Origin of the sequence: Pacificispira spongiicola, from assembly GCF_012926505.1 — a bacterium.
GTDB classification, from domain to species: domain Bacteria; phylum Pseudomonadota; class Alphaproteobacteria; order UBA8366; family Aestuariispiraceae; genus Pacificispira; species Pacificispira spongiicola.
This window is the reverse complement of record NZ_JABBNT010000006.1, coordinates 67939-91671: the sequence shown is the minus strand read 5'-3', so window position 1 is coordinate 91671 and position 23733 is coordinate 67939. Positions and strand designations below refer to the sequence as shown.

24 protein-coding genes and 1 tRNA gene are annotated in these 23733 nt (G+C 60.3%); 9 read left to right on the top strand and 16 right to left on the bottom strand.

The window, feature by feature from the left end; genetic code table 11:
• Positions 1-4 precede the first annotated feature (4 nt).
• The 3 genes from HH303_RS18760 to HH303_RS18750 are packed head-to-tail and all read left to right on the top strand — an operon-like array spanning position 5 to position 2526.
• Entirely contained in the window at positions 5-1339 is a 1335-nt protein-coding gene (locus HH303_RS18760; RefSeq protein ID WP_169626936.1) for an aromatic ring-hydroxylating oxygenase subunit alpha, read from the top strand.
• Positions 1340-1342: 3 nt separating this feature from the next.
• Positions 1343-1936, top strand: a complete 594-nt coding sequence (locus HH303_RS18755) for an aromatic-ring-hydroxylating dioxygenase subunit beta (RefSeq protein WP_169626935.1) — start codon at positions 1343-1345, stop codon at positions 1934-1936.
• A gap of 47 nt (positions 1937-1983) precedes the next feature.
• Positions 1984-2526 (top strand): DUF2478 domain-containing protein, encoded by a 543-nt coding sequence (locus HH303_RS18750; RefSeq protein WP_169626934.1) that lies wholly within the window; start codon positions 1984-1986, stop codon positions 2524-2526.
• Here the strand turns inward: HH303_RS18750 and HH303_RS18745 are convergent.
• Positions 2512-3609 (bottom strand): arginase family protein, encoded by a 1098-nt coding sequence (locus HH303_RS18745; RefSeq protein WP_169626933.1) that lies wholly within the window; start codon positions 3607-3609, stop codon positions 2512-2514. The genes HH303_RS18750 and HH303_RS18745 overlap by 15 nt on opposite strands.
• Positions 3609-4817, bottom strand: coding sequence for a M24 family metallopeptidase (locus HH303_RS18740; RefSeq protein ID WP_169626932.1), 1209 nt, complete (start codon positions 4815-4817; stop codon positions 3609-3611). The genes HH303_RS18745 and HH303_RS18740 overlap by 1 nt, the downstream gene beginning before the upstream one ends.
• 116 nt (positions 4818-4933) lie before the next feature.
• Here HH303_RS18740 and HH303_RS18735 point away from each other — a divergent pair, with 116 nt between their 5' ends.
• Together HH303_RS18735 and sbmA are read left to right on the top strand one after the other, a co-directional pair.
• Positions 4934-5842, top strand: coding sequence for a LysR family transcriptional regulator (locus HH303_RS18735; RefSeq protein WP_169626931.1), 909 nt, complete (start codon positions 4934-4936; stop codon positions 5840-5842).
• Positions 5843-5971: 129 nt separating this feature from the next.
• The gene (gene sbmA / locus HH303_RS18730; protein ID WP_169626930.1) at positions 5972-6979 is read left to right on the top strand and encodes a peptide antibiotic transporter SbmA; all 1008 of its coding nucleotides are present in this window, start codon (positions 5972-5974) and stop codon (positions 6977-6979) included.
• Positions 6980-7021: 42 nt separating this feature from the next.
• On the opposite strand, the gene HH303_RS18725 is transcribed toward sbmA, so the two are convergent.
• The 8 genes from HH303_RS18725 to HH303_RS18690 all read right to left on the bottom strand — a co-directional run bounded on the left by HH303_RS18725 (position 7022) and on the right by HH303_RS18690 (position 15196).
• Positions 7022-7846, bottom strand: a complete 825-nt coding sequence (locus HH303_RS18725) for an acyl-ACP desaturase (RefSeq protein WP_169626929.1) — start codon at positions 7844-7846, stop codon at positions 7022-7024.
• A 160-nt stretch (positions 7847-8006) separates the two neighbouring features.
• Complete coding sequence (locus HH303_RS18720; protein ID WP_169626928.1) at positions 8007-9197, bottom strand: ABC transporter substrate-binding protein; 1191 nt, start codon at positions 9195-9197, stop codon at positions 8007-8009.
• Positions 9198-9284: 87 nt separating this feature from the next.
• A complete protein-coding gene (locus tag HH303_RS18715; protein ID WP_169626927.1) occupies positions 9285-10655 on the bottom strand; it encodes a branched-chain amino acid ABC transporter permease in 1371 nt (456 codons plus the stop codon).
• Complete coding sequence (locus HH303_RS18710) at positions 10655-11680, bottom strand: branched-chain amino acid ABC transporter permease (RefSeq protein ID WP_169626926.1); 1026 nt, start codon at positions 11678-11680, stop codon at positions 10655-10657. Before HH303_RS18710 ends, HH303_RS18715 begins: the two co-directional genes overlap by 1 nt.
• Before the next feature lie 3 nt (positions 11681-11683).
• The gene (locus HH303_RS18705; protein ID WP_169626925.1) at positions 11684-12388 is read right to left on the bottom strand and encodes an ABC transporter ATP-binding protein; all 705 of its coding nucleotides are present in this window, start codon (positions 12386-12388) and stop codon (positions 11684-11686) included.
• Entirely contained in the window at positions 12385-13194 is an 810-nt protein-coding gene (locus HH303_RS18700; RefSeq protein WP_169626924.1) for an ABC transporter ATP-binding protein, read from the bottom strand. Before HH303_RS18700 ends, HH303_RS18705 begins: the two co-directional genes overlap by 4 nt.
• A gap of 160 nt (positions 13195-13354) precedes the next feature.
• Complete coding sequence (locus HH303_RS18695) at positions 13355-13879, bottom strand: hypothetical protein (RefSeq protein WP_169626923.1); 525 nt, start codon at positions 13877-13879, stop codon at positions 13355-13357.
• A gap of 30 nt (positions 13880-13909) precedes the next feature.
• Positions 13910-15196 carry an MFS transporter gene (locus HH303_RS18690; RefSeq protein ID WP_169626922.1) on the bottom strand — a complete coding sequence of 429 codons (1287 nt, stop codon included), beginning with the start codon at positions 15194-15196 and terminating at the stop codon, positions 13910-13912.
• Between the two features lie 163 nt (positions 15197-15359).
• Between HH303_RS18690 and HH303_RS18685 the strand changes: the two genes are divergently transcribed.
• On the top strand, positions 15360-15806 hold the full coding sequence (locus HH303_RS18685) for a GNAT family N-acetyltransferase (RefSeq protein ID WP_169626921.1): 447 nt from the start codon (positions 15360-15362) through the stop codon (positions 15804-15806).
• 40 nt (positions 15807-15846) lie between these two features.
• Here the strand turns inward: HH303_RS18685 and HH303_RS18680 are convergent, their stop codons facing one another.
• The 6 genes from HH303_RS18680 to HH303_RS18655 form a co-directional block, all read right to left on the bottom strand.
• Entirely contained in the window at positions 15847-16236 is a 390-nt protein-coding gene (locus HH303_RS18680) for a tautomerase family protein (RefSeq protein WP_169626920.1), read from the bottom strand.
• 52 nt (positions 16237-16288) lie between these two features.
• Complete coding sequence (locus tag HH303_RS18675; protein WP_169626919.1) at positions 16289-16705, bottom strand: MarR family winged helix-turn-helix transcriptional regulator; 417 nt, start codon at positions 16703-16705, stop codon at positions 16289-16291.
• 78 nt (positions 16706-16783) lie between these two features.
• Positions 16784-18613, bottom strand: a complete 1830-nt coding sequence (gene glmS / locus HH303_RS18670) for a glutamine--fructose-6-phosphate transaminase (isomerizing) (RefSeq protein ID WP_169626918.1) — start codon at positions 18611-18613, stop codon at positions 16784-16786.
• A gap of 21 nt (positions 18614-18634) precedes the next feature.
• A complete protein-coding gene (gene glmU, locus HH303_RS18665; RefSeq protein ID WP_169626917.1) occupies positions 18635-19990 on the bottom strand; it encodes a bifunctional UDP-N-acetylglucosamine diphosphorylase/glucosamine-1-phosphate N-acetyltransferase GlmU in 1356 nt (451 codons plus the stop codon).
• A 156-nt stretch (positions 19991-20146) separates the two neighbouring features.
• Positions 20147-20362 carry a hypothetical protein gene (locus HH303_RS18660; protein WP_169626916.1) on the bottom strand — a complete coding sequence of 72 codons (216 nt, stop codon included), beginning with the start codon at positions 20360-20362 and terminating at the stop codon, positions 20147-20149.
• A gap of 95 nt (positions 20363-20457) precedes the next feature.
• Positions 20458-21351, bottom strand: coding sequence for a DUF3108 domain-containing protein (locus HH303_RS18655; protein WP_169626915.1), 894 nt, complete (start codon positions 21349-21351; stop codon positions 20458-20460).
• A 216-nt stretch (positions 21352-21567) separates the two neighbouring features.
• On the opposite strand from HH303_RS18655, the gene HH303_RS18650 reads away from it, so the two are divergent.
• From HH303_RS18650 to HH303_RS18640, 3 genes are all read left to right on the top strand, one after another.
• Positions 21568-21951, top strand: a complete 384-nt coding sequence (locus HH303_RS18650; protein ID WP_169626857.1) for a hypothetical protein — start codon at positions 21568-21570, stop codon at positions 21949-21951.
• Positions 21952-22037: 86 nt separating this feature from the next.
• A tRNA-Val gene (locus HH303_RS18645) sits at positions 22038-22112 on the top strand.
• 309 nt (positions 22113-22421) lie between these two features.
• On the top strand, positions 22422-23618 hold the full coding sequence (locus tag HH303_RS18640; RefSeq protein ID WP_169626914.1) for a hypothetical protein: 1197 nt from the start codon (positions 22422-22424) through the stop codon (positions 23616-23618).
• Positions 23619-23733: the final 115 nt, after the last annotated feature.

Genomic DNA, 23733 nt, shown 5'->3' with positions numbered 1-23733 from the left:
CGCCATGATGGAACTCGATTTCGACACCCTGATCCACGAGAACAAGGTACACCGATCCCTGTATACCGACCCGGCGATATTCGACCGCGAATTGACCCGCGTGTTCGGCGGAACCTGGGTCTATCTGGCCCATGAAAGCCAGGTACCGGACAGAAACAGCTTTTTCCGCACCAAATTGGGTCTGCGCCCCATCATCGTCGTGCGCGATTCCAAGGGGACGATCCGCGCACTGTACAATCGATGCACCCACCGGGGTGCCACGATCTGTCGCGCAAAACAGGGGAAGGCCCGAAATTTCAGTTGCCCCTATCACGGCTGGTCCTTCAACAATTCAGGCGCGCTTCTGGGCGTGCCGTGGAACGACGGATATGCCCATGACCACAAGGCGGAAGATCGGTTCAATCTTGCCCAGGTGCCCCGTGTCGCCGTCTATCGGGGGTTTATCTTCGGCACGCTGAACCCCGACGCGCCCAGCCTTGAAGAGCATCTGGGGCCGGTCCGGAAACCGATCGACGATTGGTTGGACCGCAATCCCGGCGGCAAGGTCGTCCTGTGCGAAGCGAACCGGATGCGGTTCAAGGGCAATTGGAAACTCGCCTACGACAACAGCGCCGACGGCTATCACGTCGTGTTTTCGCATCGCTCGCTGCTGATGATGGAAAACCGGTTCGGCGACGACGACCCGAAGGGCATGTCCTTCTACAAGCAGCGCCCGGACGACGGGCCGGTGCGGGTCCACTATTTCGGCAATGGCCATCATTTCAAGGACAAGCGCCCCGCCCTGCCCGACCGGCCCGGCGCGGTATGGGAAGTCGAGGGCAAACACCCCGGCATGGAAGGGTACGAGGCCGAAATCCGACAGCGCTACGGCGACAAGGCGGATGGTTATCTGGACCTCGCGGCGGGTATTCCTATGAATATCAACGTCTTCCCGAACTTGCTGATTCTGGGCAATCATATCCAGGTTCTGGAACCGCTATCCCATGATGAAACCGCCACGACATGGTACGGTACCGCCGTTGTCGACGAGGACGGATCCCTGGATGGCGCGGATAGGATGATCAACGCCTTGCGCATGCGCACGCAGGAACAGTTCCCCCTGTTCGGGGAGGTCGACGACCTGACCAATTTCGAGGAAATCCAGGCCGGTCTGGCGGCGGAAGAAGACCCCTGGGTCTATATGGATCGTGGCTTGGGCTTGCCCGACCGATTCACCGTGGAAGACGGCGTCATTTCAGGCCCCGCCACGGACGAGGTGTTCATGCGCGAATATATGAAGCACTACAAATCGCTGATGAAGGCCGACCCGACTTTGACGATCTCACGGGGGGAGGCATAAGCGATGACCAATCAGAACACCGACCCGTCCACCTCCTCCTACTACGTCACGGATGCCTTTTACGAAGGCTTGATGCGCGATTTCGACAGTTGGGACGACGACGCCCTGCGCATCGACGAAGGGCCGAACCACGTCCGCGCCAGCGCAATGCTGAAGCGAGAGGCCCGCTATCTGGACCAGGGACGCTATCAGGACTGGCTGTCCCTCTTCGCCGCCGAATGTGCCTATTGGATTCCCGGTACATGGCATCGCGGCGACCCGCGCCGGGAGATCGCCTTTGCCTTTCATGATCGCCGGCAATTGGAAGACCGGGTCTACCGCCTGGAAACCGGTTTCGCCTGGTCGCAGACGCCCGCCAGCCGGACCAGCCGTATGGTATCGAATATCGAGGTCTTCAGCACCCGAACGCCCGGCATCTTCATGGTCCGTTCGAACTTCCACACCACCGAGTTCTGGAACGGGGAGATGCGTTTCTGGATCGGCAATGCCGTCCATCGCCTGTACACCCATCAGGACGGCACCATGAAAATCCTGGCGAAACAGGTCAATCTACTGAACTGCGACGAGAATATCCGGAATCCCAGCATTACCCTGTGACGCCGCTGAAACTTGCCCGTGACCGCAGGGACGCCTAATTAGGGGGCATGACGAACCACACTATCGACACGCCCATTCTCGCCGGGGTCGTCTTCCGGACCAAGCAGCCGGTGGACGCAGCGATTGAGGCCGCCCGCATCGCGTTGACGGATCGCGGTGTCCGGGTCGATGGCGTGCGTCAGGACCGTGTCCACGATCCGGAAACCGGACGGCAGACGCTGATCGTGCGCGACCTGCGCGATACCTGGTCCCTGCCGATCCTGGAACCCAGGGGCGACGCGGCGACCGGATGCCGCCTGGACCCGCACGCCATTGCCGACCTATCGGTCCGACTGGACACGCTGTTCGACCCGTCGCCGGACCTCTTGCTCGTCAACCGCTTCGGGCGCGCGGAATCCGAAGAACGCGGCTTGCGCGATGTGTTCGAAAAAGCCGCGCTGAACCACATCCCGCTGCTTGTCGCGGTGCGGGAGGATTACGTCGAAAGCTGGCAATCCTTCCACGGTGGCATGGGCACGGAATTGCCCATGGATTGCGACGCCATCCTGGCATGGTGGGACCGCCTTTCGATCGCATCAGCCGCCGAATAGGGGATGCCGCCCGATCAGGTCGGCCACCGTATCCAGCGCCCGTTGCCCGTCCGGCGGATAGTAGGACAGCGGATCGCCCAGGTCCAAATCTACCCCGATAAATCCAAGGGCTGAGGCATAGGCGCAAAATCCGACATGGCCGATATTGTAGCCGCCTTCCTGCACCGCCAGCAGCTTGCCGTCGCACAGTTCCCCCGCCGCCTGCGCCGCCAGGGAGGCAAGGCCATGGAACCCGGCCATGCTGATCAGTTGACGCCCGTTCGGGTCGAACTGCCCCGCATCGTGACCGTTCGACACGATGATCAAATCCGGCTGAAAGTCCCGCAGTTTCGGCAGGACACAATCGCGCATGACGGCAAGATAGGTTTCGTCGCCGCTGCCCATCGGCAGGGGCAGGTTGACGTTGTACCCCTGCCCTGCGCCGGTGCCGGTTTCATCGACCTCCCCCGTTTGCGGATGGGTCGGCCCCCAGGCGCCGTGGTTCATATGCAGGGAAATCGTCAGAACATCGTCCCGGTCATAGAAGCCGGATTGCGTCCCATTGCCGTGATGGACGTCCCAATCCAAAACGCCGACCCGCGCACAGCCTGCCGCCCTTGCGTGCTCTACCGCGATCCCGACGCAGTTCAGGAAACAATAACCGTCGGCCACATCCCGGTCCGCATGATGCGACGGCGGTCGAACCAAGGCATAGGCTTTGCTCGCTTTCCCTGACAGAACGGCATCCAAGCCTTCCAGAACCGTCCCGGCGGCGGCGCGCATTGTGACCATGCCGCCCTTCGGGAAATAGGTCGTGCCGCTGGCCCAAACACCGTCCGCGTCCCATTCGATCAGGCGGTCCAAATAGGCCTGTGTGTGATAGGTCAGAATCTCCGCATCGGTCGCCTTGCGTCCCGGATACCAGGCGAACCGATCCGCCGACGGTCCCCGTTCCAGCACCGATTTAATGTTTTCGATCCGCTGCGGACTTTCGGTGAAGAGAGTCTGGTTCGCCAGCAGGGGCGACGGCGCGCGTTCGAACAGTCCCATCGGCGGGCTGGTCGACAGGACATCCTCGTCAAAGAAGACCGCCAGATTTTCCATCACACGGTCTCCAACGTACGCGGCAGGCGGGACATAACCTCAAGCCCCGTTTCCGTGACGATCAGAGTGTCGATATAGGCGACGCCCGTCCCGCCGGCCCAGCCTTCGGTGTCGTCGAACTGCCCTTCCATGTTGAAGACCATGCCCGGCACCAGTTCCAGGTCGGGAATGCCGTGGCGTGGGCCGACCCAGAATTCGCCGACCCAGTCGGGCGGCATGGCGATCCCCTGAGTATAGCCGCCGACGAACCAGATGCCCTCTGTAATCCCTTGGGCGGCGGTGTTGCGGTTACCGACGTCCTGGACCTTCGACCACATGTCGCCCGGCTTCACCTCCGCCACGATGGCATCGATCGTCGTCGCCGACCGAGCCATCAGATCGTGCCAGCGCGGATCGACCGTCCCAACCGCGAAGGTCCGGTTCAGGTTGACGTGATAGCGATGCAGCGACGCACAGAAATCGATGAATACCAACTCGTCCTGCCCAACGCGGCGATGCTGGGCGGGGCTGTGATGGGTCCCTGCCCGCACGCCCGACCCGATCATCGTGCGCAAGGCCGGTTCGGATGCCCCGGCCTTCAACATGGCATAGGACAGGGCCGCGTGGATTTCGGTTTCCATGACGCCCGGCGCCAGGATATCGCGCGCCGCCGTCATGCCGATATCGGCGATTTCCGCGGACCGCCGCATGACGGCCACTTCCAACGGCGATTTGTACAGGCGTTCCTGTTCCACGATCAGCGATCCGTCGCCCGTATCGATCCCGGCATCGTTCAGGATACCGACCAGTTCCGCCATCACGTCGCCATGCGGCACATAACTCCATGGCTGAACGGCCAGTTTCTTGCCCTTCAATCCGGCCTTCAACGCGCCGTCCCGGATCAACCCGCCGTCAGCCTGCACGCTTTCGCGGGTCATCCAGGTGATGTTGCGGATTTCCGGCGTCGTCTCCACCAATGTGCGATGCCCCGGATAATCGAAAAAGGCGACGTCGCCGCCATCCGCCGTCAGGATGCAACTGGTCAGGAACCGCAGATGAAACCAAACCATGTCATAACCGGTCAGATAGAAGATATCGGCGGGCTTGGTTACCAGGATTGCGTCATACCCTTCCGTCGATAGGCGTGCCGCGACTCGGCGGCGGCGATCTGCGTATTCTTCCGGCGGAAAAGGCTGTTCCCAATCGGCGACAGGCGTCGGACGCGGCATTACGGTTTCCTTCTTCAAGAATGCGGTGATTTCCGGAAAACGATATCCAAACGGGATTTGCGGTAAAGCGCGTAATATTCCAGATTTCCACAAATAAAATTTGCAGGAATATCAGCATGCGCCGACGAATGCCGCCCCTGACCAGTCTCGCAACCTTCGAAGCCGTCGGCCGGAACGGCAGTCTGACCCTGGCGGCGGAGGAATTGGGCGTCACGCACAGCGCGGTCAGCCACCAAATCCGCAATCTGGAATCCCGGATGGCGGTGCCGCTGTTCCTTGAGAAAGGAAAGCGCCTGTCCCTGACAGCGGAAGGCAAGCGCCTGCTGGACACCCTGTCCGGGTCTCTGGACGAATGGCAATCGGTGATCGAAGATTTTCAGCGGCGCGGTAAGGGCCACGGCCTGAAAGTCGCCACATCCACCGCCATCGCCAGCGCCTCCATTCCCGAATACGCGGCGGAATTCATTCAGGCGCATCACCTGGACGAATTCACCTGGGTCCCAATCGACCAAATCGACGACAGCGTCGATCTGATCATTTCCTGGCGGGATATTCGAATGGCAGGCGATTTGGACGTTACCCATATCCATACGAATTATTTCATGATCTGCAGTCCTAAACTGATGCACGGATCGCCCCCGCCCCGGTCCCTGCGCGACCTGTCCGATCATGTCCTGCTGCACGGCGATTACGATCAGGCGGACTGGCGGCATTTCCTGTCGAACCTGGATCAGGGGCGGTTGCAGCCCAAGGCCAACATGTTTCTGGGCAATACATTCGTCGCGCATCAGGCGGCGCGGAACGGCTGCGGCATCGCCATCGGGGACGAGATCATGGTGGACCGAGACCTGCGGGACGGGTCGCTGATCTGCCCCCTGCCGCTATTCGTCCCGGCGCCCGCGCCGATCCGGGTCATCACACCCTTTCACAGCCGAAACAACCCTATCGCCCAGGGCTTCAAATCCTGGTTCATCCGCAAGGTGTCGCAGTTGAAAATGGATTTGCGGATCAACGCGACCACCTGATCGCGACGCCCGTCGCCGGATTGTGAACGCCGCCACGCAATCGCCTTCTTCTGATACCTTGAATTCGGTGGGTTTTCCGCCAAACTCCCACCCAGCTTCCCAATTCATTCCGAAGAAAGCGCAATCCCTATGTTTCGATCCTTTTTCCTTAACCGGGCCTGGGCGGTTTGGTCCTGGCTCGGCATGGCCGTCATTGTCGGCGGCACCTGGTATCAGGTCGAAGTCGACGTTCAGATCAACGAATGGTTCGGCGGCTTCTACGACATGGTGCAGAAAGCCTTGGGAGAACCCGGGTCGATCAGCCTCGACGAATTCTACGGGTTCCTGTTCACCTTCGCGCGGATTGCCGGGATATATATCGTCATCGCCGTTTTGTTGAGCTTCTTCACGAAGCACTGGGTCTTCCGCTGGCGTCAGGCGATGAACAACTTCTACATGGAAAACTGGCAGAAGCTGCGCCATATCGAAGGCGCCAGTCAGCGCGTTCAGGAAGACACGCGGCGATTCGCCACCATCATGGAGAGCTTGGGCAGCAGTCTGCTCGACTCCCTAATGACGCTGATCGCTTTCCTGCCGATCCTCTGGGAATTGTCGAAGCCGATCAAGGAATTGCCCGGCATAGGCGAGGTCGAACATGCCCTGGTCTATGTCGCCGTCATCTTCGCCCTGTTCGGAACGGCGGTTCTGGCGGCGGTCGGCATCAAGTTGCCGGGTCTGGAATTCAATAACCAGAAGGTCGAAGCCTCCTATCGCAAGGAACTGGTCTATGGCGAAGACGACGCGGCCCGCGCCGACCCACCGACGGTTCAGGAATTGTTCCATCACGTTCGGAAGAACTATTTCCGGCTGTTTTTCCACTACATGTATTTCGACGTTGCGAAATGGTCCTACCTGCAATTCGGGGTTCTCGTCCCCTATATCGCGTTGGCCCCGACCATCGTCGCGGGGGCGCTGACGCTGGGCGTCATGCAGCAGATCGTCCGGGCCTTCGGGCGGGTCGAAAGCTCGTTCCAATTTCTGGTGCGAAGCTGGGGGACGATCGTTGAGTTGATCTCCGTCTATAAGCGCCTGCGCGCCTTCGAGGCGGAAATCTACAAGGACGATCCTCGGGATGAACTGGCCCGGCAGCAGGTCTGATCGGATAGGAACCCCCTTCCCGGAAACGGGAAGGGGGTTTGATTAGGCCGCTTCCTGCTGCTGCGTCGCGCGGGCGCGTTTGTCGACGAACCAATAGACGCCGTTCGTCACCACGCGGTTGATCCAGCCATTCGGTTTCACACCGACGGCCTTGAGGATCATCGAACTGCCGCGTCGCAGGATTTCCCGGTCCATATAGGGATAGACCTGGGCGAAATAGGCGTCCGCGCAGGCCTTACGGTCATAGGGCACGCTTTCGTCGACATTCGCGGCATAGAAGGCATAGGACAATTCGTCGTCCGCCACTTCGGTAAACCGGCCCACGCCGACCTTCAGGCGCGCCAGACGGCCGACATTTTCCTTTTCCAGATAAGGCCGCATCGTGTCGTAGAAAAGGCGATAGTGCCGGAACTCATCGGCGGCGATATTACGGCTGATCTGCTTCAGGACAGGTTCGTCGCAGGCCTTGGACAGGGCCGTGTAGAAAGTGGACGTACCGGTTTCCACGATGCAACGGGCGATCAATTCCCCCGCGCAGCTACCGCGCACGGAGGCTTCGACGTCGACCGGGACGGCATAGCCATCCGTGAAGCGTTTGAAGGCATGTTGGAAATCGAAACTGGAATCCGCCATATGCGCCCATTTGGCTAGGGCCTCGCCATGGCGCACTTCCTCCACGCCCCATTGCGTGGCCTTTTCCTGAAAATCGGGATCGCCCGCGAAGACGTTGTGCAGATATTTCGTGTAGGTGGACCCATTAAATTCCACCAGCGCGGCGGCCTTCGCGATGCGCACAAGGCGCGGGTCGACCCGATCCGGGTCGAAAGCGTTCCAATCAATATCGTCGAGAGTCCAAGAAGCAGGCATTCCGTACCACCATCTATTTACCCTCCCCGACCGCAATATGTAGATTCGGTCCGTAGCCTGCAAGTCATTACCATGACATAAGAAAAAGGCCCGGATACGATATCCGGGCCTTCCCCCAATTCAATACGGCCCCCCTAAACGGAGGGAACCCCCGTCGGTCTTAGCGGATCTGAACGGTCGTGTACTTGCCGCCTTCGACCAGCAGTTCCTTGTAGGAACCGGCTGCTTCGCCCGGTCCGATCAGTTCGACAGCCGTCGCGCCGACATAGTCAACGTCGCCGCCGCTGGCGATGATTTCCAGCGCCTTGGCCAGTTCACCCGGATAAATCGGTTCACCCGGCGCATTGGCGACGTCCAGCATCTTGTCCTTCAGCGCGGCGCTGTCGGTGGACCCGGCGGCCTGCATGGCCAGCAGGATCAGCGCGGCAGCGTCGTAGCTTTCGGCGCGGAACGGACCGTCGCCGTCGACACCCATGGATTTGGCGACTTCCAGGAACTTCGCCGCACCCGGAGAATCGGTGCCCGGCAGCGTGCCGACGGTGCCGTCGATGCTGTCGCCGAAGTTTTCCAGCAGCGATTCGGCGGTCATGCCGTCCGCAATCAGGAAGGAGCCGAAGGCGCCCGTGTCGAGGGAGCTTTGAATGATCCCGCGACCGCCCTGGTCGACATAGCCGAACACGGCAAGGACTTCGGAACCGGACGCGGCCAGCGCGCCGACCTCCGCCGAATAATCGGCCTTGCCGTCTTCATGCGGAACGACGATCGACACCTTGCCGCCGGCGGCTTCGTAGGCCGCCTGGAAGGAATCGGCCAGACCCTTGCCATAGTCGTTGTTCGTGTAGGTAACGGCGATTTCCTTGATACCGCGATCCATCGCGATGTCGGACAGAACCTGCCCCTGACGCGCATCGGACGGGGCCGTGCGGAAGAAGTAGCCGTTGTCTTCGATGGTCGACAATGCCGGGGACGTCGCCGACGGGGAAACCATGACGATGCCCTTCGGCACGGCGACGTTGTTCGCGATGGCGCCGGTCACGCCGGAGCAATCCGCGCCCATGATCGCGGCGATGCCTTCAGAGGTGATGAGGCGTTCGGCGGCGGCCTGTGCGGCGGCGGAATCGACGCAGGTCGAATCGCCCCGGACGGACACGACGGTCTCACCGCCCAGCAGCTTACCGCTGTCCGAAACTTCCTTCATCGCCAGTTCGGCAGCATCGGCCATGCCCGGCGTCACGGATTCGATCGGGCCGGTGAAGCCCAGGATCACACCCAATTTCACTTCCGCCTGGGCCGCACCGGAAAGACCGGCGCTCAGCGCGAGAATGCTGGAAGCAAGCAACACCTTTTTCATACTCTCTACTCCCTGTTTCGGCGGTCCCACCATGAGCCCGCCAGCACCTGTTTATTCCACCGTTTTTATACCGGGATGGGCACGGGGCTAACGCCCGACGCGCACCGGTTCCGGCAGAATGCCTTTCGGACTGAACCGCATCACGAGCAACAGCACAAGTCCCATTAAGAACGGACGCATATGGGCGGCGGAGTCGAGGAGATGCAGCCTGACCGGGTTGTCCTCCGCCAGCGGCGAGGTCACCAAATCCAGGAACCATGCGCCCGCCGGTTCCGCCTGCACCCAGGCGAACCAGATCAGGAACGCGCCAATGACCGATCCATGATTGTTGCCGGATCCGCCGACAATAACCATCACCCAAATCAGAAACGTATAGCGCAATGGGTTGTACGTACCCGGGGTCAACTGTCCGTCCAGCGTGGTCAGCATCGCCCCCGCGATCCCCACCACGGCGGCGCCCAGGATGAAGGTCTGCAGATGGCGTTTGGTGACGTTCTTGCCCATGGCTTCCGCCGCGACCTCGTTATCGCGGATGGCACGCATCATCCGGCCCCAGGGAGAATTCAGCGACCGTTGCGCCAGCCAGAACAGGATCAGCAGGACGACGGCAAACAGCGCCATGAAGCACAATTTCACGAAGATTCCGGAATCGTACTGCACGAAGTCGCGCAGGGCCTGCGCCCGTTCGTCCCCGGTCAGAGCCTCCAGCGCGCCGGAATGGATGCGTTCGACCCAAGAAATGAATTCCGGCGATTCCTGCAGATCGATTTCCCGCGGCACCGGACGATCCAGCCCGGCGACATTCTTCACGCCGCGGCTCAACCAATCTTCGTTCTTGATGACGGCGATCACGATTTCGCCGATGCCCAGGGTGGCGATGGCCAGATAGTCGGCGCGCAGCCCCAATGACACCTTACCGATACCCCAGGCGACCAGCGCCGCCAGCAAACCACCGACCGGCCAGGACAGCAGGATCGGCAGGCCCAGCCCGCCCAGGAATCCGGCGCTCGCCGGATCGACCTTTTCGATGGCGTCCGTCGCTTCATCGAAGAACAGGCGGATCAGGAAATACCCGATCAGCACCGTCCCGGTCAGGACCCAGCGCCGTTTCCATCCCGGCGTCATCAGCGTCATGACACCGAAAATCGTCGCGACCAGGGTGACCAGCAAGGCGACAGTGATCGCGAGGCCGGTCCCGCCGACGCCCCAGGCTTCATAGATGGGTGCTTCGGATATCAGCACCCCGGCCAGCCCGCCGACTGCCGTGAACCCGACGGTACCCGCGCTGAACAGCCCGGCATATCCCCATTGGATATTCACGCCCAACGCCATGATCGCGGAAATCAGGCACAGATTGATCATCACCAGCGTGACCGACCAGGATTGCAGGAACCCGGTCAGAATCAGCAGCAGCGCCACGGCGGCATAGGACAGGATCGTGCGGTTCTTGAGGGACATCACGTGATCACTTTCCCACGGAAGATACCCGTCGGCCGCACCAGCAGCACGACAACCAGGATGAGGAAGGAAATAGCGAATTTGTATTCGGTGGACAGGATTTGCAGCAGCCCTTCCGGTTCCCATCCGCCATGGGTGAGATACAGCGCCACCTTCTTATAGGCGTAGGTCAGCATGACCTCCGAAAAGGCGACGATGAATCCGCCGACGATGGCTCCGACGGGCTGCCCTATACCGCCGACGATGGCCGCCGCGAACATCGGCAAGATCAGTTGGAAATAGGTGAACGGCTTGAAGCTCTTGTCCAGGCCGTACATGGTCCCGGCAATGGTCGCCAGGGTGGCGGCGATGATCCAGGTGACGGCGACGACCTTTTCCGGATTGATGCCGGACAGCAGCGCCAAATCCTCGTTGTCGGAATAGGCACGCATCGCCTTGCCCATCCGCGTTTTCTGCAGGAACCAGAACAGCGCGATCACGACGATGATGGAAATCAGCACCGTCAGTCCCTGGGACACCTTGATCGTGATCCCTTCCGCCAGACCGGTCATTTCCTTGAATTCGCGGGCGTTGATCAGGAACCGCGCCCCATCGGCAAAGCGCTGATCGTCCGGCCCGATGACGAAGCGAGTCAGCCCGTTCAGCAGATACATGACCCCGACGGAAGCCACGACATAAATCACCGGTGCGACCCTGCGTTTGCGATAGAATCGATAGACGGTCCGATCGATGCCCAGGCTCATCAGGATGGCGACGGCAATCCCGATCGGCAGGGCCAGGAACGCCGTGGGGACCGGATCGATACTGACCCCCATCGCTTGCAGCCAGAAGGTCACCAGCACCACAACCATGGTGCCGAAGGCCATCTGGTCGCCATGGGCGAAATTCGCAAACCGCAGGATGCCGAAAACCAGGGTGATGCCCAACGCGCCCAAGGCCAATTGCGCGCCATAGGACAGCGCGGGCACGAAGACGAAATTCGACATCAGGGCCAGGGCGTTCAGAATATCGACGAAATCCGGCATGGCTCAGCCTCCCAGGAAGGCGCGGCGGACTTCCGGGTCCGCCAGCAGCGCCGCGCCGCTGTCGGTATACCGGTTCTCGCCGGAAACGAGGACATAGCCGATATCGGCGATTTCAAGGGCCTGGCGCGCGTTCTGTTCAACGATAAGAACGGCAATGCCGGTCCGTTTGATCGCGATCATACGATCAAACAATTCGTCCATCACGATGGGCGACACACCCGCCGTCGGTTCGTCCAGCATCAGCACGCTGGGCTGCATCATCATCGCGCGGCCGACGGCGACCTGCTGCCGCTGCCCGCCGGACAGTTCGCCCGCATATTGTTTGCGCTTTTCGGCAAGGATGGGGAAAAGATCGAAAATCTCCTCCATCGTGCCGGTGAAATCGTCGTGTCGCAGATAGGCACCCATTTCAAGGTTTTCCTCGACCGTCATGCCGGCGAAGACGTTGTTCGTCTGCGGGACGAAGGCCATTTCCTTGGCGACGCGGTCCTGGGGGCTCAACGCCGTGATATCTTCCCCGCCCAGGGTTACAGCCCCTTCGCGCAGGTTCAGCATGCCGAACAGTGCCTTCATCGCGGTCGACTTGCCCGCGCCGTTCGGCCCGACGACGACCGCGATCTGGCCCTTGTCGACCTCGATCGTGCATCCGTTCAAAATGTCCGCGCCGCCGTATCCGCCGCGCATATCCTTCCCGACGAGATGACTCATGCGCCGGCCTCCTCACGCGCCGCGTGGGCGGCTCGCTCGGCCTCCCGATCGCGCCCAGCGCCAAGATAGGCTTCGATCACCGCATCGTCGGCCATGATCTGATCCGCCGTGCCGGAGGCCAGGAACTTCCCTTCCGCCATGACGATGATGGGATCGCAGAGCCGCGCGATGAAATCCATATCGTGTTCGATCATGCAGAATGTGTAACCCCGTTCCTGGTTCAGCCGCAGGATCGCGTCGCCGATCTCGCGCAGCAGGCTGCGGTTCACGCCCGCGCCCACTTCGTCCAGCAACACCACCTTCGCATCGACCATCATGGTGCGGCCCAGTTCGACCAGTTTCTTCTGCCCGCCGGACAGGTTGCCCGCCAGTTCCTCGGCAACGCGGCCCAGATTCAGGAATGCGATAACCTCGTCCGCCTTGGCGCGGATTTCCTCTTCCTGCTGCTTGACCAGTCCGGGACGGAACCAGGCGTTCCACAGGGTTTCGCCCGCCTGATCCGGCGGCACCATCATCAGGTTCTCCCGCACCGTCAGATGGGTGAATTCGTGAGCAATCTGAAAGGTGCGCAGCAGTCCCTTGGAAAACAGGTCATGCGCGGTCAGGCCGGTGACGTCTTCGCCATCCAGAAAAATCTTGCCGGAAGTGGGGGGAAATCGACCTGCGATCAGGTTGAAGAAGGTGGTTTTCCCGGCCCCGTTGGGACCGACCAGTCCGGTAATGCTGCCTTTGGCGATTTCCAGACTAACGCCGTCTACAGCGGTCAGCCCCCCGAACCGCTTAACAACGTTTTCAGTTTTTATCATTCAGCCCCGACCATTGGATTGGTTCGATTTTTCGTGCGGTCTCCTAAGCCACGCCGTCCCCTATTGCAACGCGCGGAGCCGAAAGGACCGATCCGGTACCGTATTGTTTTGTAACCGGCAGAACAAGAATATTGATCGCGCGTCACGCCGGATCGACAGATCAGTTCAAAAGTTGCTTCGGCGCGGAGCCCCTGGTGGCGATTTCCGCCTGCATCCCGGCATGGGCCGACAGCGCCCATTGCGCCTTGTCCGCCGTCTGCCGCAGCATATGGACGACGGCGTGCAGTTCCTTCTCCCCCAGCTTCAGGCGCACCCCGTCGGGACCACCGCCCGTCAGGGTCAGCAGCACCCCGCCATCCTTCAGCGCGGATACATTCACCTTCTTCACCAGCAAAGGCCCGTCGGCGGGAAACGGTTCCAGTCCTTCCTCGTTATACGGCGTCTTGAAATTCGCTTGGGCAACGGCGGCGTCGCGTCGGAATTCGGTCACGGCCTTGCGCTGATCGACCGGCTGCGCCTCGATCCCGTTCAGATGTTCGAAAATCTTGCCTATGGATGCCAGGAATTGCAGCGACATGCGCCGCGTGAACCACATCCGCGCGTCCTTGTCCGTCAACCGCGCGCGCATGAGGATTCGATCCTCATCGGGTTGATAGGTACAGGAAATCTGAACATTCGATGCCATTGGGGAAGCCTAGCCCAGTGAACCGCCCGGTCAACCGGTGATTTCGGGGCGCGGCGCGTCCTCAGCACCATCCCCCGACTCTTCCTCTTCTTCGTCATCCGTCTCCAACGTATAGACGGATTGGGTCGATCGCGGGACGGGCGCGAAATGCACCCGCGTGTCTTCGCCCGCGACACGGTGCAACATCGCCCGGTACAGCGCGAACAGGGCCAGGACGCCCAGCGTTCCAGCGATCATCACGAACAGGCTGCCTGCCCCCCAATGTTCCATCACCGGCCCCAGAATGATCGGCCCCAGCGCCGCGCCCCCGCCATACAGCAACAGCAATCCGCTGGACACCTCGACCATTTCCCCGTTCGGTGCGAAATCGTTCGAATGCGCGATACAGAGGGCATAGATCGGGAACATGACACCGCCATGCAGAATCGCCAAGGCGAAGCCCAGACTCGGATGCGGCGCGTCCCAAAAGGCGAGCCCCAATCCTGACCCCACAGACAGTGCGGCGCACAGCGCGATGACGAAGCGCCGATCCGTTCGGTCGGACAACCAGCCCACCGGCCATTGCAGAACCGTTCCCCCTGCCATGAATGCGCCCATGAACAGCGCGATATCCGCAACCGACAGACCGCGTTCATGGGCGAAGACCGGCCCGAATGTCCAAAATGCCCCATCCGCCAGCCCGAATAGAATGCATCCGACAAAGCCCGTCGGCGATAGGCCGTAGAGCCGCGCGATGCGCAGCTTCGCCGTCGGTATCGGGTCCGGTTCCTTAACCGGGGTCAGCGACACCGGCACCAACGATACGGCGACAAGGATCGCGACCAGTGAGAATACCGCCAGACCGTTTTCGGGATAAATCACCAGCATTTGCTGCCCGGCGATCGTCGTCAGGTTGCCGATGATGACATAGAGCGATAGGACTTTGCCGCGAATCTTGTTCGTCGACTGTTCGTTCAACCAACTTTCGACGACCATGTATACGACGGAGGTACACACGCCCCCGACGGCGCGCAGCACCACCCACAGCCAGGCATCGACCAGTAGCGGAAACAACAAGGTCAGCGCCGCGATCATGGCGGCGAACCCGGCAAAGGCGCGGGCATGGCCGACGCCCTTCACGACGCGCGGCCCGACCAGACATCCCACCGTGAAGCCGAAGAAATAAGCCGACCCCATGAATCCGATGGTCGTTTCGGTGAAGCCTTCAAGCTGCGCGCGAACGGGCAGCACGGTGAGCATCAGACCGTAACCGAGGAACAGCAGCCCCGCCCCCAGCAGAATGGTGGCGATCGACCGCGCCCGTGCATCGAACAACATGACCAGAACTCCCCCGTCAGGACCGGCAGGGTAGAGATATTCGGTCTCTCCGGGAACTGAATTCCCTTCAACCGCCCCTCAACCGTCTCATGGGTCGTTTTGTTTGACGGTACGACGGGCGATCGGTTCTATGGCCGCGATCGCAGTTGGAAAGAACGGAAACATGCTGACCATTCGACGTGCGGAATTGGCGGACGTCCCTGCCCTCGCCCGCCTCTACACCGCCTTTTATCGCGAAGATGCAATCCCGACACCGGTCGACGACATTACGGAAAACCTGACCGTCATGGTTCAGGACGACCGTGCCGGGATCTGGGTCGCCGAAGCAGACGACGTGCCTGTTGGAATGAGTTCCGCGACCGTCACTTTCGGCGTGGAATTCGGCTGGGCCTGTGAATTGGAAGACCTCTATGTTGTTCCGTCCTATCGCGGGTTGGGCGTGTCGCGGAAGCTGCTGGACGCCGCCCAAGACTGGGCAAAATCGCGCGGTGTCCGGACGGTGATTCTGGTTATCACCCCGGATGCGGAAAACGATCAGGGCCTGACAGAGTATTACCGGAAGCTGGGCTATGTGGATTCAAAGCGGATCACGATGTACCGGGAAATCTGAACGGGCGACGCGCCGGGTTGCCCATCGCCCGCTCAACGTCTCAATGATGGAACCGATATTCCTGGGTTTCGCCGCCATACCCGTATGATGTCGCGCGGACGTCATGAATTTGAATATAGCTCTTGTCATTCAAGTTCCCGAGCAGCCGATTGAACCCGTCGAAAACCTGCCGGATATAGGCCGCCTTTTCCGCCTTTGTGTTGGTTTCATCCGTTATCCGAATATCCATGAAGAAGCTGGCTTGCCGTGTCTCTGACAACGGACGCCCCGCCACATACCAGTCTTCCGCATCAACGAAGTCGATCGCAATCGCCGTATCGTCAGGTTTCTTCTTCAACACGTCCCGCGTCGCGTCCATCAGCAAGGACACGATCGCGTCACTGATGGTCCGGGATTTGGGGACGCTCACTTTAACGGTCAGGATCGGCATCTTTCATCTCCATTAGTTAGGTATGCAACTATCTACTCAAAAAAAGGGACCGTCAGTCGATGGCCGCATTGATCCCCTTAATGTTGGTGACGGTCGTTTCAAACGCCTCATTTCCCACAAGGTGCTTCAGTTTCTTCGTTACCGCTGCGCTTGTTTCGTTCAGCTCGGCATTGAGGGCCTGAGCCTTTTCCGTCGATACCAATTCGAAACTGCGGCCGTCCGCGGACGTTTGCTTTCGGTCAACCAGCCCCAGCTTCTGCAAACCATCCACCGACCGCGAGCAGGTCGCCTTGGATATGTTCATGCGATCCGCAAGGTGCGTATGCGTGATCGGACCTTCCGCCAAGACGACCCGCAGCATAAATGCCTGTGACGGGGTCAGCCCGAACGGTTTGAACGCCCGGGTCCAAATTCGGTCGACCTTTCGGGCAAGCGATGTCGTGTTGAAGTAGAGGCAATGTTCAAACATGGGCGCACTATGCGTCCATTTAGTTCGCTATGCAACTAATTTCGTTCGCGGGAACCACAAGCCGATGCGTCACCGGCGTTATTCTACCGTGACGGCTTTCGCCAGATTGCGCGGCTGGTCGACATCGGTGCCCTTCCAGACCGCCGTGTGATACGCCAGCATCTGCACCGGAATCGTATAAAGGATCGGGGCGACGAAGGGATCGACCTTCGGCAATTCGATACTGGCAAAGGGTTTCGCCATCTTGTTCATCTTGGCGATCCCGTCCCCATCGGACAGGAAAATCACCTTCCCGCCACGGCTGATCATTTCCTGCACGTTGGATGCGGTCTTTTCGAACAGCGGCCCGGACGGGGCGATCATGACGATCGGCACGTCTTCCTCAATCAGGGCCAGGGGCCCGTGCTTCATTTCACCCGCCGCATATCCTTCGGCATGAATATAGGAGATTTCCTTGAGCTTCAGCGCGCCTTCCATGGCGATCGGATAGGCCGACCCGCGGCCCATGAAGAAGACGTCGCGGGCTTCGGCCACGGTCTGCGCGATTTCGCGGATATAGTCGTCGTGGTTCAGCACCTCCGCCGCGCGGCCCGGCACTTCCGACAGCGCGGCGGCCAGCGTCGCCTCCCGCGTGCGGTCCAGATGACCGCGCGCCTTCGCCGCCGCGATGGCAAGGCAGGCCAGAATGGTCAATTGGGTCGTAAACGCCTTGGTCGATGCCACGCCGATTTCCGGGCCCGCCTGGGTCAACAGCACCGCATCGGATGCCCGCGCGATTGTCGATTCCGGCACGTTGACGACGGACAGGATGCGCTGCCCTTCGGATTTGCAGTAGCGCAGAGCTTCCAGCGTATCCATGGTTTCGCCGGACTGGCTGACGAATAGGGCCAGACCGTTTTTCGGCAGCGGCGGGCTGCGGTAGCGCAGTTCCGACCCGACATCCACTTCCACCGGCAGCCGCGCCAGGCCCTCAAACCAATATTTCGCCACCATCCCGGCATAGGACGCCGTGCCGCAGGCCCCGATCGTGATCTTCGGCACGTCGGTCCAGTCGAAGGGCAGGTCCGGCAGGGTGATCGTCTGGGTCGCCGGGTTCAGCACGGAATGCAGCGTGTCGCCGATCACGGCGGGCTGTTCGTAAATTTCCTTCAGCATGAAGTGGCGATAGTTGCCCTTCCCGATCAGCGCCCCGGAAACGGCAGTTTCCACGACCTTGCGCTCGACTGGATTGCCGGCAGTATCGAACACTTCCGCGCCCGTCCGGGTAATAACCGCCCAGTCACCTTCCTCAAGATAGCTGATGCGGCGCGTCATCGGCGCCAGCGCCAGGGCGTCGGACCCGAAAAACATCTCGCCGTCGCCGTAGCCGATGGCAAGCGGGCTGCCGCGCCGTGCCCCGACCATCAAATCCGGGTATCCGGCAAAAACCATCACGAAGCCAAAGGCCCCTTCCAGCATCGGCATCGTCTTGGCGACCGCTTCCTTCGGCGTCATGCCCTGTTCCAGGAAATCGGAGACGAGATGGGCGACCACCTCCGTATCGGTTTGACTGGAAAAGGTAATGCCTTTGCCGGACAGGCTGTCGCGCAGTTCCTGATAGTTTTCAATGATACCGTTATGGACGATGGCGACGCGGTCGGTGGCATGCGGATGGGCATTTTCTTCCGACGGCACCCCATGTGTCGCCCAGCGGGTGTGCCCAATCCCGGTATTGCCGGACAATGGAGATTTTTCTAGAACATCGGCCAGATTGGATAGCTTCCCTTGCGCCCGACGACGGTCGATCCGACCGTCCACCAGCGTCGCGATCCCGGCCGAATCATAGCCCCTGTATTCCAGGCGCTTCAATCCGTCGATCAGCAGGCGCGCGGCATCCGCAATGCCCAATATTCCGATAATTCCGCACATAAACCTGTTTCTCCGCTTGGATCAGCTTTTCTTCAACGCGGCCTTCGCCGCCTTCAGGCGTGCCCGCAATTTCGCGGCGACACCTTCCAGGACACGTTGCTCGCCACGCGCGACCGCCAGGGCGTCCGCCGCCACGTCTTTGGTAATCGTCGATCCGGCCCCGACATTCGCCCGGTCGCCGATGCTGACCGGCGCAACCAGGGAAGAATTGGACCCGATAAAGGCCTCCTCCCCGATCTTGGTGCGATGTTTCAGATAGCCGTCATAATTACAGGTGATCGTTCCCGCGCCGATATTCGCCGCCGCCCCGACATCGGCATCGCCGATATAGCTGAGGTGATTGGCCTTCGCCCCCTTCGCGAAGACGGCGTTTTTGACCTCGACGAAGTTCCCGATCTTCGCCCCTTCACCGATATCGGCACCGGGCCGAATCCGGGCAAAGGGACCGACCGTCGCGCCCGCGCGCAAGATGCAGCCTTCGAAATGACTGAACGCCTTGATCGTCACGCCGTCTTCAACCGTGACGCCAGGGCCGAAAACGACATTGGGTTCCACCACGACATCGCGCCCCAGAACCGTATCCCAGGAAAAGAAGGTGGATGCCGGGTCGCGCAAGGTCGCGCCGCCGTCCATCGCGGCACGGCGCGCCCGGTCCTGCCAAAAAGCCTCCGCCGCCGCCAGGTCGGTCCGGGAATTGATCCCCATCAGCTCCGATTCCTCGGCCAGGATATAGCGGCAGGTCAGGCCGTCGCCGCGCGCCACCGCGACGATATCGGTCAGGTAATATTCGCCTTTCGCATTGTCGTTGCCGATGCGGTCGACCAGCGCGAACAGATGCGCCGCCGAAATCGCCATGACGCCGGAATTGCACAGACGGATCGCCCGTGTCGCGGCATCCGCATCCTTGAACTCGACAATGGCTTCCAGCCCGCCATCCGCATCCGTGACCAAACGGCCATAAGCGGCGGGGTCTTCCGGTTCGAAGCCCAATACGACGACATGCGCGCCCTCTTCCCGCGCCGCGACCATACGGGCCACCGTCTCCGTCCGGATGAACGGCGAGTCGCCGAAGGACACGACGACGGTCCCCTCGTCGAACCCGACAAGGAGATCCCGCGCCTGCTTCAGCGCATCGGCGGTGCCCAGCCGGTCGACCTGCACCGTGGTCGGAACGGGCGCCACGGCCTTCGCGACGGCATCGGTTTCCGGTCCGACGACGACGGCGATCCGCTGCGGGTCCAGCCCCTGAACGGATGCCAGCGCATGACCGACCAGCGGCTTACCGCCGACTTCGTGCAAGACTTTGGGAAGATCGGACTTCATCCGCGTTCCCATGCCAGCGGCAAGGATCACGGCGGCGACCGGTTGTTTGGGCATGAATTCGACCGATTGATTGTGGATTCGTCTATGGCCGGGAAACTGCCACACAGCGCCCGAACGGCCAAGTCACAAGGTGTTACCGGAAATTACCAAATGTTGCGATGCGTTACGCTTCGTTTCAAAGCGTTTCAACGGGCGCCGACAAAGGGGACGTCAATTTCGACCCATCAACCCGTCGATCATCGCCAGGGCTTCCAGCCGCTTGTCCTGCGGCAACCCCTGCAAGCCGTCATTGATGGCCAATTGCATATCAAGATCGAATTCCCCACGCTTCCGACCCGCCCGAACAAGGCTGTCGGCCAAATCCCGCCCAACGATATCGGCCAGGACGCCGCGCAGATGATTCAATCGATCGTTCGTCGTTTCCATACTCTCTCTCCACACACCCTCTCTAGGTAAAACCGATTCCTTTCGAAAATCTTACCAATTGGTCGGTGTGTGTTCCCCGTGCCCAGAATGCCCGATCATTCCCCTTCGTCATAGAGAGAAATCGTCTCTTCCCCCATCCGCGCCTCTGTCAGATGAAGCAGGATACGACCGGATTTCGTCTGCACCTCGACCCGGACCGGCACCGGCGGGAAACCGGGCGACGGGCGGCCGACCCAGACCACACGATCGGGTTCGGACTCGCCAGCTTCCGGCTCCGTCTTGATGCTCGGATCGGTTCGAAAACCGCCGATCCGGTCGACCGACAGGCGGCAACCCACGGCCTCCCCGGCGAAGATGGAATAGCTGCTTTCCTTGAAGAACTGCGCGGCTTCCGGTTCGACCGCGACGTCATAGCGCCGACTGCCGTCGAAAATCGGGAAGGCGCCCTTACAATCGCCGCCCGTGGACAGGGTTTCGGAGAGCGAAAGGGCGACGGAAATCGGATCGACGCTGCCGTCGATCATACCGATGGGAATGGGTGTGACCTCATCCGGTTCGGGCGGTGCGGTACGCTGCACCCGGATCGTACCGTCGGGCCGGAATCCCAAATCGGTGCTGCGCTCCGTGCCACGCCAAACACCACTATTGTTATGTCGTACAGGGCGAAAGAAGCCGGTCGCGTCCACCGCGCCTTCCGACCGGGCTTGACCGCGCCAGCCGGTGAACCAGTCAAAGATACCGCGCGCCTCGGCGCTGCTCTTCACGGTGTAGCTTTCGGGGGCGCGTTGGATAAACGCGGTGCCGGACGCAACGTGAAACCCGCTGTAGTAGGCTTCATACCTCAGGGAGAGATCATAGGTCGGCCCAGACGTTTCCGATGACGCGGCGACCGCCCCCTCTCCTGAAACCGCGACGAAAAATCCCACCAGCCCAAAGACAAGAGCGAAACGACGGTAATGGGGATTATGCCGGTCACTGTAGCGCAACACTGCCCCCTCCTCCTTACATCCGAAACCTTGATAGGGTCGGAATCCTGCCCACATATCATCCTACGTTAAATGAATGTGGATGGGCTGGGCATCAGATCAAGGATGGTACGCATGCAAATGCAAAATCTAGGCTTACGCTCCCTCACAGCACTCTGTGCGCTCTCCCTCATGATTTGCGGACTCATTTTGGCTGAGCCTGCCCTCGCGAAATCGGACATGGCGAAAGATGGCGACAACAAACCCGCCCAAGCGTCGGCGCAACAGTCCGATTCCGATAATGGAACAGGAAACGAGGTTTTGGACACAGTGGTCGACGCGACCAGCCGTGCATTGATGGAAGACTATTTCCAAGACCATCCACAACCGCCGAACGCCCTGCCGCCAGGGATCGCCAAGAATTTGAAACGCGGCAAGCCGCTGCCGCCCGGAATCGCCAAACGGAACCTTCCGGCGGATTTGTCCGACCGTCTGAAAAAGAACGGCAGCACGATCGGCGACGTGTTGAATGCCGTAATCGTCGGAGACGATGTCGCCGTGATCGACGCCGCATCCGGCGTTATCGTGGAAATCCTGAAAGACCTCGCCCGCGGCCGACAATAGGAAAAACTTCCAGGGTGGGGACATATGCGGAGAGCCGCTTGACAGTCCCCGGCCCACGGAGTATCCGACGGCTCCCCATTCGGGACGGGCGGTTAGCTCAGCGGGAGAGCACTCGCTTCACACGCGAGGGGTCACTGGTTCAATCCCAGTACCGCCCACCACTACCTTTTCCTGATTCGCTGTGGGATCGATTCTATGGTCCCACGGGTGGCGGCGCAACCCCCTAACGAGAGGGGATTGCGGATATACGCTTAGGACGCGAATAAAATCCGGATAAAAAAGAGCCGAAAGCCCTGCAAGGCCCCGGCTCTCTTTTCGTCAGCGATCAGAAGCCCAAAGCCCCAGCTCACTGCGAAATCTCAACAATTTCGACGCTAAGGGGCTTCTGACCGCCTGTCAACGGGAAACGGCTGTTTCCCGAACGGATTTGCCTTGCCTAAATGCGCTCTCCGCGCCCCGGGAGGATATGAATGTATCACCCGGCGCTGTCCCGCATTCAGCGGCTCCATGCCGCTATGGATGCACGGGAAATCAACACGCTTGTCGCCTGCCGCGAGATCGCCGGCTTGGCGAAGGAATTGCAGGAAACTGATCCAGAGGCCTTCTCCCGATACGAGACATTGGCGGAAGAACGACGGGCCAGACAGTATCGCGACTACGAATTACACCCGGCCAACAACGGCCAAGATCTCCTGAAGCCGGCCGGCAAAGCTGCGAAATCGGCAATCAAGCCGCTACGCAACATCTACAGTGATGCTTCCGAACGCCGGCGTTCGAGCGCCGATGCCCGACGCTGGTGCATCGAATCGGGGATTTGGACGATCCGCGATCTGACCGATACGCAATCCCGCGTCTTGGTCGAACTCCTAAGGGAATGCCTAAAGGCTAAGCGCAAGGCAACATACCTGACCCATGATCAACTCGCGGATCGGGCCGGCTGCTCCCGCAGCTCCGTGAAAACGACGATTCGTCTGCTGGTCGAACGCAGCCTTATCTTCGTCCGTCGTGAGCGGATCTCAGCACGCAAAAACGCACCAAACCTTTATCTACCCTGCCGTCAGATCGTTCAGGCGCTCGGCCCATATGTGTCGCCGACGATGAGTATAGGGGGTCAAGAAGCCGCCCCCCTTGGTTTAAGAGATAATAAATCTCTTAATCCTACAGAGAATCCTACGCCATCGCAGAAAGCCAATAACCGTAGGATGGTTAACGGCAAGAAAGAGGGCAGTTACAAATCGCCACCCAGACCTTCCTTCAACGCCGTGGATCGCGATATCATCATCCAAGCCATCCCCCTACTCGACGGCAAACCGATCTCCACAATCACTGCCGACGGTGAACTGCACGCCAGGATCGACATGATCCGCGCCGTATTGCTGCCGAAAATCTCCACGGCGCAATACGCTCAAGCGCTCCGAGAGCGAGGTGCCGGCGGCGCGATTGCGCTACTAGCGACGGCTATGAAGTGTTTCACCAGGACAACCGATCCTATTCACTCCCCTGTCGCCTATTTCAGAGGCACCGTGAGCCGGAAACGACCGATATTTAATCCGGCCGAATCCCTTCGATCAACGATCCAGAGCCATCAGGATTGTGACCACAAGAAAGAAATCGCGGCGGTGTTTGTCGAACGAATACAGGCATGGAAAAAGGGACCTCTTCAATGAGGGTACCCACGTCATCAGATCAACCGGCCTCCGGCAATCCCGGCGCTGTTCAGTTATTTATAAATGCGAAACCTGTAATCAAAAGATAGTCTACTTAACAATGCACATTGGCATT